Origin of the sequence: Methanococcus vannielii SB (genome assembly GCF_000017165.1) — an archaeon.
Lineage (GTDB): Archaea > AGJL01 > Methanococci > Methanococcales > Methanococcaceae > Methanococcus > Methanococcus vannielii.
This window is the reverse complement of the sequence record NC_009634.1, coordinates 242686-257936: the sequence shown is the minus strand read 5'-3', so window position 1 is coordinate 257936 and position 15251 is coordinate 242686. Positions and strand designations below refer to the sequence as shown.

Genomic DNA, 15251 nt, shown 5'->3' with positions numbered 1-15251 from the left:
AGACGTTTTATGTGATATTTGAAACCTGTTGTAAATAATTTAAATGATTTTGAATTTTCTGAAATTGAAAGAGGATATATTTTAAAAAAATATAACGGTACTTTAAAAGATATATCTATTCCAAATGAATACAATGGAAAACCAGTAATTAATATAGGGGATGATGCTTTTAAAAATAACAAATTAACGAGTGTAGTTATTCCTAATTCAGTAACTAGCATTGGAAGATATGCTTTTTCAGGTAATCCAAATTTAATAATTCAATGTAATGAAAATTCCTATGCTAAAAACTATGCAATTAAAAATAATATTAAATATTCAATAATAATGGAAAAAGTGCGGGATTAGTATATAATATGAAATAATAAAATCAAGTATTTTAAAAACCTATTAAATATTTATTATTATTATTATTATTATTATTATTATTATTATTATTATTATTTTATTTTAAATTTAACGGCATCTAAAGCTATTTCTTTGGAAATAGAAGTTATTTTATCAACTGAGTTATCTATCTCTGTCATTACCCTACTTTGTTCTTCAGCAGAAGCAGTTAATTCTTCTGCGGTTGCTGCGAATTCTTCTGAAATTGATGCAATGTCTTGGGCGTTTTTTAATGCCTTTTCAACATTTGATGAAGCTTTTTCAGAATTTACTTTTATTGCATTTATCTTTAAAGCTGCATTTTCAACACTTTCCCGAATTTTTGAAAATGCACTATTTACTTCATCTATTGCAATAACTCCTTTATCAACTTCATCTTTTCCAGAAAGTCCTAAATCAATTGTGGTATCAATTTTTTTATTAATTCCTTTAATTGTTATATTAATATCATTTACAGACTTTTTAATTTCTTCTGCTAACGACTTAATTTCACTTGCAACAACTGCGAAACCTTTTCCAGCTTCTCCCGCCCTTGCTGCTTCAATTGAAGCATTTAGTGCTAAAAGTCCAGTTTGTTCTGCAACGTCTTTAATTAATGTTGTAACTTCGTTGATTTTTTTAGATTCATCCCCAAGTTCTTGTATTGCTTTTCCTAAATTTTCAATTACTTTTGTGATTTCTTGCATTGTTGAAATTGCATTTTCTACTTTTTTTACACCCATGTTAGAATTTTGACTGATTTCTTTTGCAGCGGTAACGGTTTCGCCTGCTGCTTCGTAAACATTATTTGCAACTTTTGCAGTATCCTCAAGTTCATCAGAAATATCTTGTAATTTTGCAGATTGATCAGCTGCTGCTGTAGCAACCTGACCTGCAGCATCGGCAACTTGTTCAGCTGTTTCTTCAGCCCTAGTTAATTCTTCTTTTGTTTTATTTAATTCATGGTTTAGAGTTATAACTCTACTATTTAAACTTTCAATCATGTTTGAAACGTTTAAAATAGCCTTATTTGTAGTAAGTTGTAATTCGTTATGTTTTCTATTTGTGTCAGCCCTAACTGAAAAATCCCCTTTTTCTAAACTTTTGAAAATTTCATGCAGTTCTGAAAAAGTTTTTTTAATTTCTTTTTTATATAGTATTAAAAAGTCACTGTCTTTTTTAGCCTTTTCAAGTTCTTTTAAAACATTAGAATATACTTCAACTTCTGAATTGCCTAAATTTTTACCAAGAACTTTTGAAGAACCTTCCGATAAACTCAATAATCCTTTAGAGCTATTACTTTTAATGATAATATACCCAATTACTGTTGAAATAACTATTGAAACAACTAAAACTCCTAAAAGATATAATGTGTTAAAACTACTCGTATTATATGTCAAATATGCACCGATAAACACCATAATTGCTGAAATAGCGGAAATTAACATCGGTGGAATTACATATTTTGCACTCATTTTAATCACCTTCAAATATTTTTAACTTCATTACCTTTCCTAATGGTAACATTTCCGTCTTTTAATGATAGTACTACCGTTCTACCAGATTCGCCACCAGTATCTTCAGAAGATACTCTAAGACCAACTTTTTTTAATTCGTCTTTTGATGCATCGATATTTTTTTTACCTACATCTATAGAATTTGTATTAGCTTTAAACATTGCAGCACCACCTGCAATTTTTGCAACTAGTTTATCTCTTCTTGCACCTAATTTTACTAGTCTCTCTAAAAGTTCTGGAACTGCAGTATCTGCATATTTTCCAGGGCTTTTACTATCAGACTCCCTTGATTTTGGAAGCATTATGTGTGCAAGGCCTCCAATTTTTTTACCCCTATCATAAAGGATTATTGCAACACAGGATCCAAGTAAGGTTTCTATAGAGTCAGGGCTTTTTCCAACACCAATATCCCCCATTTTTACCTTTAACACCATAATTATCGTCCTAAATGTTGTTTAAATCCAATATTAATGCTACTTTTCCGTCACCAAGAATAGTTGCCCCTGCAAGGCCGTTAACATTCTTTAAAATTCCTGTTAAGGGCTTTACAACAATTTCGTCCCTACCAATTACTTCATCAAGAATTACTCCAATTTTATCCTTATTTTTCTCGACTACGACAACATAAAGACCTTCTGAACTCGATGTTCCATACTGATTTAGTGCATCTTTTAACCATATTACTGGAAGGAGGTGTTCTCGATAAATTATAGCTTCTTGACCCTCTAAATTTTTAATCTGGTCTTTTTGAATAGATACGACATCAAGAACACTTGTTAGTGGTAGGGCATATATCTGGCTATTTAATTTAACAAGTAATGTCTGAATAATTGCCATTGTTAACGGCAAATGAAGCGTTATTTCAGTACCTACTCCAACTTTAGATTTAACTGATACGCTACCGCCCAATGATTCAACTTTTGACCGTACTACGTCCATTCCAACGCCCCTTCCAGAAACATCTGAAACTTTTTCAGCAGTGCTAAATCCTGGAAGGAATATTACATTAACGGCTTCATTATCGGTTAACTTTTCTGCTTCCTCTTTTGAATAAAGACCTTTTTTAACTACAATCTTTCTCATGAAATCTGGATTTATGCCTTTTCCGTCATCCTTTATTATGATATTTACACGATCTCGTTCTCTTGTTGCGATTAGTTTTAAAATTCCTTTTTCAGATTTTCCAGACTTTATTCTATCTTCAGAAGTTTCTATTCCATGGTCAAGTGAATTTCTTATGAGGTGCGTTAATGGCTCTGCTAATTCATCTAAAACGGTTCTATCAAGTTCAATTTCTGAGCCTTCAATTTCAAAATCAATTTCTTTTCCAAGTGCTTTTGCAGTATCTCTTACGGTTCTTGGAAACCTGTTAAATACAAATCCAACAGGAATCATTCTCATACTCATTACTTCTTCTTGTAATTCGGTTGCAAGCATATTTAGCCGGCCAACAGCATTGTGAAGCTCTTTTAAATCGTATTTTGTTGCAATTTGGGTAAAGTTTGCCCTATTTATTACAACTTCCCCAACTAAATTCATTAATTTATCTAATTTTTCAATATTTACCCGTACAGTTTGGGATTTTTTAGCAGCTTCTGCTTGCTGCTGTTTTTTAAGGTTTTCCTTTTCTGAATCGATTTTTAAACTTTTAATTTCTACTACGCTATCTTCATGGTCAAAATCGAGAGTTTCTACTGATGTATCAATTATTTCGGGAGTCTTTAATATAATTTCCCGTATTTCATCTTCAGAACTATCGCTATTATAATATATTATAGCACTTTCGCCTTCAAGATTTCCGGTCTGAATCTGTTCTTCAGAAGGGGTTGTTTTTAAAACGGTTCCTTTTGTTTTTAAATCTTTAATTACCATATATGTTCGAACTGCCTTTAACATGCATTCAGGGTCTACTTTAATTTCTATTTTATACTTTGAATTAATTTCTTCATCAATATTTTCTTTATCATCAATATTTTCTTTATCATCAATATTTTCTTTATCATCAATATTTTCTTTAAACTCATTTTCGAATTTATCACGTATATCTGGATTATTATCAATAATGGATTCATTATTTTCATTTATTTCAAAAAGAAGCTCTTTAGATACAACATAATCCATTTCACATACTTCATTTGAAATATTTGGATTTTCAAAATCTGTAGAATATAAAACATCAATTTCATTATGCCCCCCACTTAAAATTTCATTTTCAGGAGGGAGTACTAAAAGTATTGAACCAATCTGCCTTATTTTTGAAACTACCATTGTTAATCGAACTGCCTTTAACATACAGTCATCTGAAACTTTGGCCTTTAAGTGGTATATTTTTTTATTTTCATCAAGTTCAGATAATATCTCATCTGAAATACTTTCAAAATCAAAAATGGTACTGTCAAGAGTAATTTCTTCGTCAGTATCTATTTCAACATTATATTCGCCATTTAAAATACATAAAATATCATTGTTTAATGTTCCATAGTCAAAAGTAACATCTTCTCCTTTTTCAACTGCTTTTGCAGTTTTTTCCATTGTTAAAAGGGCTAATTTAAGTATTGACATCGAATGACTGTTTAATTTAACCGTTTCATTTAATATCGATTTTGAAAATTCACCTATATTTTTTATAGTATCTTTTAATTTTCCATATCCTAATGCATCAAGTATTGTTTGAAGTGTTGAAGCTGATTCTTGCATCTGGGACAATATTTCGTCTAAATTTTCAGGTTTATCTATATTTTCAACGGTTTTTTGTTTTACTATTACTTTATCTACTTCGTTTTTTAAAAGTAATTTTTTTAATGCATTAGTAGTTAAATTTTGGGTTACTGGTTCTTTAGCCTTTTTTTCAACTAAATTTAATTTTAAATCAGGAGTTACTTCTGTTTTGGATTTAACTGTATCTTTACTATTACATTCCCCTGAAAGATATTTACTTTTAATGGACTTTATTAAAGTTACAAGGCTTTCTACATCAACGTCTGTTGTATTTTCCCCTTCACTAACTTCGGAAACCATTTTTTCAAGAGCATCAAGGCATTTAAATAATAAATCCACTATTTCACGATTTACCTTTATTCTGCCGTCCCGTATATAGTCTAAAATATCTTCCATATGGTGTGTTAATGAAGAAATATGTTCAAAACCAAGCGTTCTTGCAGAACCTTTTAGCGTATGTGCAGACCTAAATATTAAATTGATAATTTCTTCCGCATTTTCTGGCGAATTTTCAAGTTCAACCATGTTCTGATTCAATGACTGTAGGTGCTCTTCGGCTTCAGTCATGAATAGTTCCTTATACTGCTCCATATCTTCCATTAGGTATCAGCCCACTATTTTTTTGGAAAATTTAATAATTTCTTCAGGAATTTTTGAAGGATTTAAAACTACATCAATTACATTCATTTCAATTGCGGTTTTAGGCATTCCATAAATTACGCAAGAATCTTTATCCTGTGCAATAGTATACCCCCCAATAGATTTGATCTGTTTTAATCCATTTGCACCATCTTTTCCAATTCCTGTTAAAATTACTCCTACAGTATTTCGCCCATATACTTTTACAACGTATTCTGCAGTAATATCAACTGTTGGCCTTGTACCATGTACTTTTGGCATATTTTCATCAATTGAAATATAGGCGTTTCCACCACGTTTTTGAAGGAGCATTTGTGTGTCACCGGGCGCTACGTAAACGTGGTCAGATTTTACAAGTTCCCCGTGTTCAGCTTCTTTAACAGTTAATTTAGAAACAGTATTCATTCTTTCTGCAAAGACTTTTGTAAATCCTCTTGGCATATGTTGAACTACAAATATAGGGGGCATTCCTTTTGGAAGACTAGATATAATATCAGAAACAACGGGGGGCCCTCCAGTAGACGAACCGATTAATATTGCCATACTGTTTAATTTTTCAAGAGCAATTCCTGAAATTTTTTCAAGAGATTTTTCAGCTACTATGTTCTGATTTTTATCTTCATTTTTTAAAAATCGAATTGAATTGGACTTAACTGTTGATTTAGATGCAGATTTAACATTAGTTATGATATCTTCGCCAATTTTTCGAATATCTAACGATACTGAGCCAGATGGTTTTTCAATAACATCGACTGCACCATAATCCATTGCTTTTAATGTTGCTTCTGAACCTTCTTTAGTTATAGCAGAAAGCATTACTATTGGTGTTGGTTTAGATTCCATGATCGATTTTGTAGCTTCTAATCCATTTAAAATGGGCATTTCAACGTCCATCGTAATTACATGAGGCTCTAACTTTTTTGTAAGTTCAATTGCTTCTTTACCATCTTTTGCAGTTGCAACTACTTCTATTTCGTTGTCAGAACTTAAGATGTCTTCTAAAACCTTTCTCATGAATGCAGAGTCGTCAACAATTAGAACCTTTATTTTTTTCATGATTTCACAGTTTTTTAAAATTCTTGTGGGTCAATTAAATTCTTAATATTTAAAATAATTATTAAACGGTTTCCAATTTTTGCAATTCCTTCGATATATTCCCCACTTGCATTTTTCTTAATTCCTTCAATAGTTTCAATCTGTTTTGATGAAATCTGCATAACGTCACTTACTGAATCAACTAAAATTCCTACTGGAATTTTATCAATTTCAATTACCATTACAAGTTTTTCAGACGCTGCTTCATCTAAATTATCTTCAAAAAGGTTTAATTTTTTTCTTAAGTCAATAATTGGCATTATTTCCCCACGAATGTTTGTAACGCCAACAATATAACTTGGAGTATTTGGAAGTGAAGTAATGTCTTGTAATTTTAAAACTTCTCTAACTTCATTTACTCTTAAACCGTATTCATTACTTGATAACTTAAAAACTACTACTTTTGGAACGTCATCCATAATAAACACCTCATTTTAACCTATCTAAGACATTATGAACAAGTATTATACAGTGATCAGCATGCAGTTCTAAGGGGGACAGTGAAATCTGTTCTGCACCTATTTCTTCAAGAAACTCTTCATCCTCCTTAGAAAGTCCAATATGGTCACCAAGAATAAAAACAACATCACTCTCGTTTTTAAAATCAAAATTTTCAAGCGGTTTACCATTTAAATGCAGGTAAAATATTTTTTTCCCACTATTTTTTTTTTCAAGAATAATTTCTTTAAATTCATGATTTGAATAGTAAATTCCAGAGGTACTTTCTTTCCATATTTCTGAAGCATCTTTAGAAAGTGCTTTTTGTATAAACATTGCAATACTTCTCTCATCAGGACTTAATCTTTTTAATTCGTCACCAATAAACTTTAATGCAACAGGTGGATTTGGGTTTCCATAATTAACACTATAAAAAATAGTATCTCTCCTAAGATCGTGAGAAAGGAAGAATGCACTGTTTACACAGCGACATATTAAATCAAGCCTCCCTGAACTTCCTGGAAGATCTTTTAAATTGATTTCTCCGTTAGTTACTGCTTTGTTAGCTTTAATTATAAATTCTTTCAAAATTCCACCTAATTGAGGCCTAAAACATCAAAAGTATTGAAAATACCTTCTTTTTTAGTTCCAACGAATTTTATTGCAAGAATAACGCCGGCTATAAATGATTGCCTACTACTTGCTTTATGGGACAATTCAAGCCTTTCCCCATCATTTGCAAAAATTACGGTGTGATCCCCGACAACGTCACCGCCCCTTAAAGCATGAATGCATATTTCTTCTTTAGTTCTTTCGCCAGTAATCCCTTCTCGCCCGTAGATTAAATTTGAGTTTCTGTTTAAATTTTCCTGAATTATTTCAGCAGCCCTTAATGCAGTTCCACTTGGTGCATCTTTTTTGAACTTGTGGTGCATTTCTACGATTTCGATATCATACTCACCAAGTTTTTGTGCTAAAAGTTCGAGTGTTTTAAAGAAAATATTAACTCCAACAGCATAGTTTTGGGAAATTGTTGCAGCAACCTTATTTTCAAAAATTGCTTTTTCCATTTCATCTTTTTGCTCTTTTGTAAATCCTGTCGTTCCAATAACTAAATTAACACCGCATTTTGATGCAATTTTTGCAGTATTAACACAAGGTGCAGGCGCTGTAAAATCAACAAGTACTTCTGCACCGGAACTTTTTAAAACACTTTCAAGTTCGTCTGAAGTGCTTAAATTTACTCCTAATTTTCCAATACCGATTAATTCCCCAATATCGTGACCTTTTTTAGGGTGATTTGGAATATCAATTGCAGCAACAACATTAAGTCCTTCTGTTTCTAAAATTTTTTGTATAATGCCACTTCCCATTCTACCAAGAGCCCCTGTAACTGCTACTTTAACCATACTATCACCTTTAAGCTTCAATTTCGCTATTTACATTACCCATATAGTTATCAATTTTATTTTTCAATTTATCGACTACATTAGATGCTTTATCAATATTTTCAGGCGTGAAATTCTTTAAAATATATTTTATCTCCTGAACTCCCTCATAGATTTCTTGGAGAATTGTTAAAAGTCCTGAAATTTTTATATTTTGAGCATCAATTAAATCGATTATTTTTTCCGAATTCTCATCAATTGTTGTTAGAACTTTATCTATTTCCAAAGTTATTTCATCCAATTTAGATGATTGTTCATTATTTATTGCAAGTAATATATCCAATTTATTGTTTATTACTTCAAGTAGGTCGTTATTTCCTTCAGAGCCAGTTTTTAAGATATTTGTATCTATAATATCTTTTGAAATGTTGTTTTGAACTTTTGTACCGTCCATTGCAGATTTTATTCGTTTAAAAATGTTATCCATGGAATCTTTTAGATTTTTAGCAGTATTTTCAAAATTATCAAAGTTTTCATCAGTATCTTTATTTTCATCAATACCTAAATCATTACTAAACGTACCATTTTCTTCATTATCGAAGTCAAAAAAGTCAGTTTCATTATTAGTTTTATTATCTACTGTTTTATTATTATCTACTGTTTCCACTTTTGATTTGTTGGTTTTTTCATCTAAATATTCATTTTTAACATTACATTCAACAGTCTTTTCATTTAGACTCGTTTCTTTTTTTAACTTTTCAAATCTTTCAACACTACTTTCAAAACTAACCATGTTAAATCGGCTCCAATATTACTTGTATATTTCTCTGCTGATTATATACTATATTGTTTTTGTGTAGGTAGTTATGTTTATTTTATACTGCATTACCCAAAACTTATTTTTTAATCTTTATTTTTAACCTTTAATTTATTTTTACTTGAATTTTATTAAATTTACTTGGATTTTTTAATTGGAATTCTAAAAATGTGTTTACATTCAAGACAGGTTATAACAACGTGAGAATAATTTTTTGACTTAATTCTAACACTTGAATTTTTACCATATATTAAAAAAGAGCCACAATTTTTGCATATTCTTCGACGCCATTCTTTTGGGAAGGGCATTCTCATTCTCATTGCAATTTTTTTACTCAATAATACATAATTTTTTGAACGTTCTTTTTTTTCACATCTAAGTTCTTTTTGAGCGAAATTCATCAAAATATCTATTCTTTCATTTGCTATGTTTTTTGATTTTTCTAAAAATTTCTTTTTTAGTTTCATGAGTTTCCCTAGTTTTTTTAGATATATTGATTTTATATATTAAATATAATAACCATAATTAACTTAAACAAAATCTAATAAAATTATATAAAAAGAATTCTAAAATAAAATAGTTAATCTTAAAATAGATGTCAAAAGTTAATAGAACTACATCTTAAAATACATATAATGTTTAAATAATTAGGATAAATTTAAAGACAAGCAAAAGACAAATAGAAGTATTACAGTAACTAAAAATATTGATAAATAAAACGTTACAAATATGTTATGATAAATAATGGATTAGGACTAAGATTAAGATTAAGATTAAGTATTCATTTAGCAATAACTTTAGAATAATAATTTTTTTATGGTGAAATATTGAGTAGAGTTAAAGATATGAATCTTGCTAAGGCAGGTCATTTAAAAATGAACTGGGCAAAACAACACATGCCTGTTTTAGGACTTATTCAAGAAGAATTTAAGAAAGAAAAACCATTTGAAGGACTTACTATTGGAATGGCACTTCATTTAGAAGCTAAAACTGCGATTTTGGCAGAAACCTTGATGGAAGGGGGAGCAAAAATTGTAATTACTGGCTGTAACCCCTTATCAACACAAGATGATGTTGCTGCTGCATGCGTAGAAAAAGGAATGGAAGTTTACGCTTGGAGAGGCGAAACTAATGAAGAATACTACGAAAACTTAAATTTAGTTCTTGATTCAAACCCTGACATAATAATTGATGATGGTGCAGACCTTATTTTTTTGATACATACAAAAAGGCCCGAACTTATTGGAAAAATTATTGGGGGATGCGAAGAAACAACAACTGGGGTCATTAGATTAAAAGCAATGGCTGAAGAAGGGGCTTTAAAGTTTCCCGTAGTTAATGTAAATGATGCATATACAAAACACATGTTTGATAATCGTTACGGAACCGGTCAAAGTGCAATTGATGGGATAATTCGGACTACAAATATGCTAATTGCAGGTAAAAATATTGTTGTTGCAGGATATGGCTGGTGTGGAAGAGGCGTTGCATCAAGAGCATCAGGACATGGGGCAAACGTTATTATTACAGAAATAAATCCTATAAGGGCCCTTGAAGCTAAAATGGATGGATTTACCGTGTTAAAAATGGAAGAAGCTGCAAAAGTTGGGGATATTTTTGTAACTACAACCGGATGTAAAGATATTATCCGGATGGAACACTTCCTTTTAATGAAAGAGGGTGCGGTTTTATCAAATGCTGGACATTTTGATAATGAAATAAACAAATGCGACCTAAAAGAGCTTTCAAAATCTGTTAAAGAAGTTAGATATAATATTGAAGAATACGATTTAAAGAACAAAAAAATCTACTTACTTGGCGAAGGAAGACTTGTAAATTTAGCATGTGCAGATGGTCATCCTTGTGAAGTTATGGACATGAGTTTTGCAAATCAGGCTTTAAGTGCAAAGTTTATCAAGGAAAACTCTGGAAAACTTAAAAATCAAGTTTATGAAATTCCTTATGAACAGGATGTAAAAATAGCTTCAATAAAACTAACATCAATGGATACCCAAATAGATGAACTTTCGCCAGAGCAAAGGAAGTATTTATGTGATTGGAAGGAAGGAACATAATTTTAATACCTTTTAATTTTAAAATATTTTTAATATTTAAAAGCTTACTTTTTTAAAAAAATTTAAAATTCAAGTGATAAGGATGGAAAAACCCGTGATGTGTAGAATCATAGATATTAAAGAGGAAAGCCCGTCTGTAAAAACCTATTTTTTAGATAGGGATTTTGATTTTAAACCGGGACAATTTGGAATGGTGTGGATTCCAGGCGTAGATGAAAAGCCATTTGGATTTTCGAGTAAAAACTCAATAAGCGTTGCCATGGTTGGAGAATTTACAAAAAAGATGCATTCCTTAAAAATAGGGGATTTATTGGGGATTAGAGGCCCATATGGAAATAATTTTGAAAGTATTGGTGACAAAATACTTGCAGTTTCAGGCGGAATTGGAAGTGCACCGATTATTTCCACAATTGAAGCATTTTCAAAACTTGGAATTTCAATAACATCTATAATTGGCGGTAGAACTAAAGAAGAACTTTTATTTTTGGAACGTTTCCAAAACTGCGGAACAGTTTACCCCTGTACTGATGACTGTAGTTTTGGGTTTCACGGGTTTACGACTGAAAAAATGGAAGAACTACTTTCAAAAGAAAAATATGACATGATAATTACTTGCGGCCCTGAAATTATGATGAAAAAGGTCATTAAAATTGCTGAAAAATATGATGTACCTGTTCAATTATCCTTGGAACGATACATGAAGTGCGGAATTGGAATATGTGGTCAATGTGCGGTTGATAATGAAGGACTATGCATATGTAAAGATGGCCCGGTATTTTGGGATAACAAACTTAAATTTATTTCCGAATTTGGAGAATATAAAAGGGATGCAAGTGGTGCAGTTTTTAGATAATTTAATAATTTAATAATTAATTAGTTAATATTTAATAATGCATGAAAAGAAATAAAAATAAAAATACTTTTTTAAGTGTTTAACGTGATTTAAAATGTGTTCTATAAGCGGAATTATTGCAAAAGACGGCGAAAGTACAAATGGCCGTGTTCTTATAAATAATCTTTCTAAACATTGCATAAATATGATGAAAATGCTAAAACACCGTGGGCCAGATAGTTCTGGAATAATCCTTGATGGTAACGTTTACTATTTTAATAGTTTTGAAAATACGGATTTAGACTTTGATGGAACATTTAGACTTGGAATTTCACATAACAGACTTGCCATAGTTGGAACTACAATTCAGCCAATTTCAAATCATGATAAATCAATATGGATTGTTTGTAACGGTGAAATATATAACCACGTTAAATTAAGGGAAAATTTAGCTACTGAACACGAATTTAAAACGGACAGTGATTCAGAAGTTATTATTCATTCATATGAGGATGAATTAGTGGATATTCTTGATGGGGATTATGCATATGCCCTATACAATAAAGAAAAAAATTTATTAGAACTTAGGCGGGATTTAATGGGTGTAAAACCGCTTTTTTATCTCAATAGAAAAGATTATTTTGCATTTTCTTCTGAAAAAAAAGCACTATTTTACTGTCTTATGGAAATTGAAGGAATGGATTTTTACAGTGCATTTAATTTTAATGAAATACATCGGGTAAACCCTAATTCACGTATAATTTACGAATTAAACGAAAATAGCTATTATATTGAAGATAATCTTGAAAAGATAAATTCAAACTATTTTGAAGGTGTAAATTATGAAAAATGTAAGGATGAACTTGAAAATGCACTTTTAGAATCTGTATTAAAGCGTGTAAACGGGATTGAAAAAGTAGGAATTATCTATTCAGGTGGTGTTGATAGCACCCTTATATCAAAAATAGCATCAGAATTTTCAAATGTAACACTTTACTCCGTTGGAACAAAAGACTCTGAAGATTTAATTTATGCCGAGCGTGCTGCAATTGAAATGGGCCTAAAATTCAGGAAAAAAATTATTTTAAAAGAAGATTACGAAAAATACCTTTTAAGCGTTGCACAGGCAATTGATGAACTAGACGTAATGAAATTGAGTGTTGGAATTCCAATATATGTTGCATCACAAATGGCAAAAGAAGATGGAATAACTGTTGTACTGTCGGGTCAAGGTGCAGATGAATTATTTGCAGGATATCATCGATACAAAAGAATATATGATGAAAATGGCGAAGAATATTTAAAAGAATCGATAAAAAAAGATGTTTATAATATTTATAGGGCAAATCTTGAACGGGATGACCACGTAACAATGGCAAACGGCGTTGAATTGAGGGTTCCATTTTTAGATAAAAAGGTAGTTGAAGTTTCGCTTTCAATTCCTGTTAAGTATAAAATTGAAGGCCAAGGAAAGAAGATACTTAGAGAAATCGCTTTAAAATACATTCCAGAGTATATTGCAGAAAGACCGAAAAAAGCCGCACAGTATGGAAGTGGCAGTGAAAAAATGGTTTACAGTGTTTCAAAAGATTATGGCTATTCAAAAAAAGAAATATCTAAATTTTTTGAAAACGTATTGATTGAGAAAATAAGATTTTAATATTTATTTATTTATTTATTTATTTATTTATTTTTAATTACATAATTTAAATTACCTTTCTAACTTATCCTTCTAGGCATCGCATCTCCTTTTCTTTTTTCAATAACGTCCCCAATTTGCCATCCGTTTTGGTAGTGTATCTTTTTAGTCTTTCCATTTCTTAATTTTAAGTAGGCAAAAGTTGTTCTAGTAGTATAATCGCTTCCATCATCATCGCTATGGTGCGTGGTTTTTTCTTTAATATCAACAATTTGCCCGATAAATGACTGGTTTACTTGGAAAATATAAATAATTACTCCAATTATTAATGCAATAAATGCCCCAAGTGCACTTAATGGTTCTCCAGTAAGTAGATAAACTCCACCAACAAAAAGCACTGCAAAAATAATTGTAAAAATTATTGAAAGTATTGACATGAATTTCACCCCATAATGTCTAAAAACTAAATAGTACCCTACTTAAAAATTTATTTTGACATTATATAAGATTTTCGACTTTAAATATCCTAAATTAAAAATAAGATTAAAATAAAAATAAAACTAACACTAACTAAATCTAAAAAAATAAAAAATCGAGGAAATATTTAAATCAGTTTAAATATTTATTAAAATGGTGATTTAACCGTTTATACTAAAAATTACCTATTAATTCAATTTAAGGAGTAGCTGCTATATTTTAGTTATTTTAGACAGTTTAACTATTTTATGTTAAATTCGGGTTTTAGGATTTTTCATGTAATTTGGGAGACGAATTCAAGTTTTTTCATGAAAAATACAAAGTATATAATACACTACAGAAAAATTAGTTTAAAAATCCTGCATTATCAAAAAGGAGTGGTATTTTAAATTTAAGTTTAAATTAAATTTAAACCTTTTTCCATGCTTTTATGGTATAATATATAAGCACGTATGCAGGATACAGGTAACTACGAAGAGTTTATATATAAACATATGGTTATTGTTCCAGTATATGGTCTTAAAAAACACAACCAAATATTCATAAGGTTTATTTTTAAAATTAAAGACTAAATTTTTCCACAAAAGATATAATACTTTTCCACAAACGTCGAAATATTAAAATAAGTTAATACTTAAAAAATAAAATAGTTAGTTATTCTAAAAACTTAGAAACAAATGGCGAAGTATTTCCCCTTCTTAAAAAATGTCCTGACGGGCCTTCTCCTAAAAATTCTGAAAACCACGATTCATGCTGAATTTCCTCATTTAATATGGCCAATGCTAAGTCGTATGTTCTATGGTCTTTTCCATATGTAATATTACATATATTAGTATATTGTCTTACAGCACATCTTTCAGCTTCAACAAGGACGTTTAATAATTTATTAACGTCAGTAATGTCTTCTGGTAAATACGCTGGAGGACATCCCGATATATCGTGAAAATCCTTCATATTTTTAGGTAAGCTTCCTCCAAGTTCATATATTCTTGGAACAAGTGCTTCAAAATGATTTCTATCTTCTATTCTAGCAGTTTCAGCAATTTCCTTTATTCCTTCTCCAAAGAGGCCTATCAAATTAACTCTAAGTATCGTATAGTAATAAAATGTTGTTAATTCTGCTGCTGCATTGTTTACTAAAAGCCTTAAAAGTTCGTCTACGTTGATTCCTGCATTTTCAACCATTTCACGAGTTACTTTTGCCATTTTTTTATTCACCCCCATACAATTTTTGATTTTTAAAATAGATA

At 30.4% G+C, this 15251-nt stretch carries 15 protein-coding genes; 4 read left to right on the top strand and 11 right to left on the bottom strand.

The genetic code is table 11. The annotated features are described in order from the left end of the window. The first annotated feature begins 18 nt into the window (after nucleotides 1-18). A complete protein-coding gene (locus MEVAN_RS01150) occupies nucleotides 19-348 on the top strand; it encodes a leucine-rich repeat protein (protein WP_011972036.1) in 330 nt (109 codons plus the stop codon). A gap of 92 nt (nucleotides 349-440) precedes the next feature. Here MEVAN_RS01150 and MEVAN_RS01145 read toward each other — a convergent pair whose 3' ends face one another. From MEVAN_RS01145 to MEVAN_RS01105, 9 genes are all read right to left on the bottom strand, one after another. Then, nucleotides 441-1841, bottom strand: a complete 1401-nt coding sequence (locus MEVAN_RS01145; protein WP_011972035.1) for a methyl-accepting chemotaxis protein — start codon at nucleotides 1839-1841, stop codon at nucleotides 441-443. 11 nt (nucleotides 1842-1852) lie between these two features. Further along, a complete protein-coding gene (locus tag MEVAN_RS01140) occupies nucleotides 1853-2317 on the bottom strand; it encodes a chemotaxis protein CheD (protein WP_011972034.1) in 465 nt (154 codons plus the stop codon). Nucleotides 2318-2327: 10 nt separating this feature from the next. After that, the gene (locus MEVAN_RS01135) at nucleotides 2328-5201 is read right to left on the bottom strand and encodes a chemotaxis protein CheA (protein WP_011972033.1); all 2874 of its coding nucleotides are present in this window, start codon (nucleotides 5199-5201) and stop codon (nucleotides 2328-2330) included. A gap of 6 nt (nucleotides 5202-5207) precedes the next feature. Next, nucleotides 5208-6296 (bottom strand): protein-glutamate methylesterase/protein-glutamine glutaminase, encoded by a 1089-nt coding sequence (locus tag MEVAN_RS01130; protein WP_011972032.1) that lies wholly within the window; start codon nucleotides 6294-6296, stop codon nucleotides 5208-5210. A gap of 14 nt (nucleotides 6297-6310) precedes the next feature. Continuing rightward, entirely contained in the window at nucleotides 6311-6754 is a 444-nt protein-coding gene (locus tag MEVAN_RS01125) for a chemotaxis protein CheW (protein WP_011971953.1), read from the bottom strand. Between the two features lie 10 nt (nucleotides 6755-6764). Next, on the bottom strand, nucleotides 6765-7361 hold the full coding sequence (gene trmY, locus MEVAN_RS01120; RefSeq protein ID WP_011972031.1) for a tRNA (pseudouridine(54)-N(1))-methyltransferase TrmY: 597 nt from the start codon (nucleotides 7359-7361) through the stop codon (nucleotides 6765-6767). Between the two features lie 8 nt (nucleotides 7362-7369). Continuing rightward, nucleotides 7370-8182: a 4-hydroxy-tetrahydrodipicolinate reductase gene (gene dapB / locus MEVAN_RS01115; protein ID WP_011972030.1), complete on the bottom strand. Its 813-nt coding sequence runs from the start codon at nucleotides 8180-8182 to the stop codon at nucleotides 7370-7372. Between the two features lie 10 nt (nucleotides 8183-8192). Beyond that, a complete protein-coding gene (locus MEVAN_RS01110; protein ID WP_011972029.1) occupies nucleotides 8193-8954 on the bottom strand; it encodes a hypothetical protein in 762 nt (253 codons plus the stop codon). A gap of 161 nt (nucleotides 8955-9115) precedes the next feature. Then, nucleotides 9116-9445 carry a ribonuclease P protein component 4 gene (locus MEVAN_RS01105; RefSeq protein WP_011972028.1) on the bottom strand — a complete coding sequence of 110 codons (330 nt, stop codon included), beginning with the start codon at nucleotides 9443-9445 and terminating at the stop codon, nucleotides 9116-9118. A 360-nt stretch (nucleotides 9446-9805) separates the two neighbouring features. Between MEVAN_RS01105 and MEVAN_RS01100 the strand changes: the two genes are divergently transcribed. The 3 genes from MEVAN_RS01100 to asnB all read left to right on the top strand — a co-directional run bounded on the left by MEVAN_RS01100 (nucleotide 9806) and on the right by asnB (nucleotide 13545). Then, entirely contained in the window at nucleotides 9806-11053 is a 1248-nt protein-coding gene (locus tag MEVAN_RS01100; protein ID WP_011972027.1) for an adenosylhomocysteinase, read from the top strand. A gap of 82 nt (nucleotides 11054-11135) precedes the next feature. Then, nucleotides 11136-11906 carry a dihydroorotate dehydrogenase electron transfer subunit gene (locus MEVAN_RS01095; protein WP_011972026.1) on the top strand — a complete coding sequence of 257 codons (771 nt, stop codon included), beginning with the start codon at nucleotides 11136-11138 and terminating at the stop codon, nucleotides 11904-11906. A 94-nt stretch (nucleotides 11907-12000) separates the two neighbouring features. After that, nucleotides 12001-13545, top strand: coding sequence for an asparagine synthase (glutamine-hydrolyzing) (gene asnB / locus MEVAN_RS01090; RefSeq protein ID WP_011972025.1), 1545 nt, complete (start codon nucleotides 12001-12003; stop codon nucleotides 13543-13545). Nucleotides 13546-13604: 59 nt separating this feature from the next. Here asnB and MEVAN_RS01085 read toward each other — a convergent pair whose 3' ends face one another. Continuing rightward, entirely contained in the window at nucleotides 13605-13961 is a 357-nt protein-coding gene (locus MEVAN_RS01085) for a hypothetical protein (protein ID WP_011972024.1), read from the bottom strand. Between the two features lie 694 nt (nucleotides 13962-14655). Continuing rightward, nucleotides 14656-15207 carry a DNA protection during starvation protein gene (gene dps, locus MEVAN_RS01080; protein WP_011972023.1) on the bottom strand — a complete coding sequence of 184 codons (552 nt, stop codon included), beginning with the start codon at nucleotides 15205-15207 and terminating at the stop codon, nucleotides 14656-14658. Nucleotides 15208-15251 lie beyond the last annotated feature (44 nt).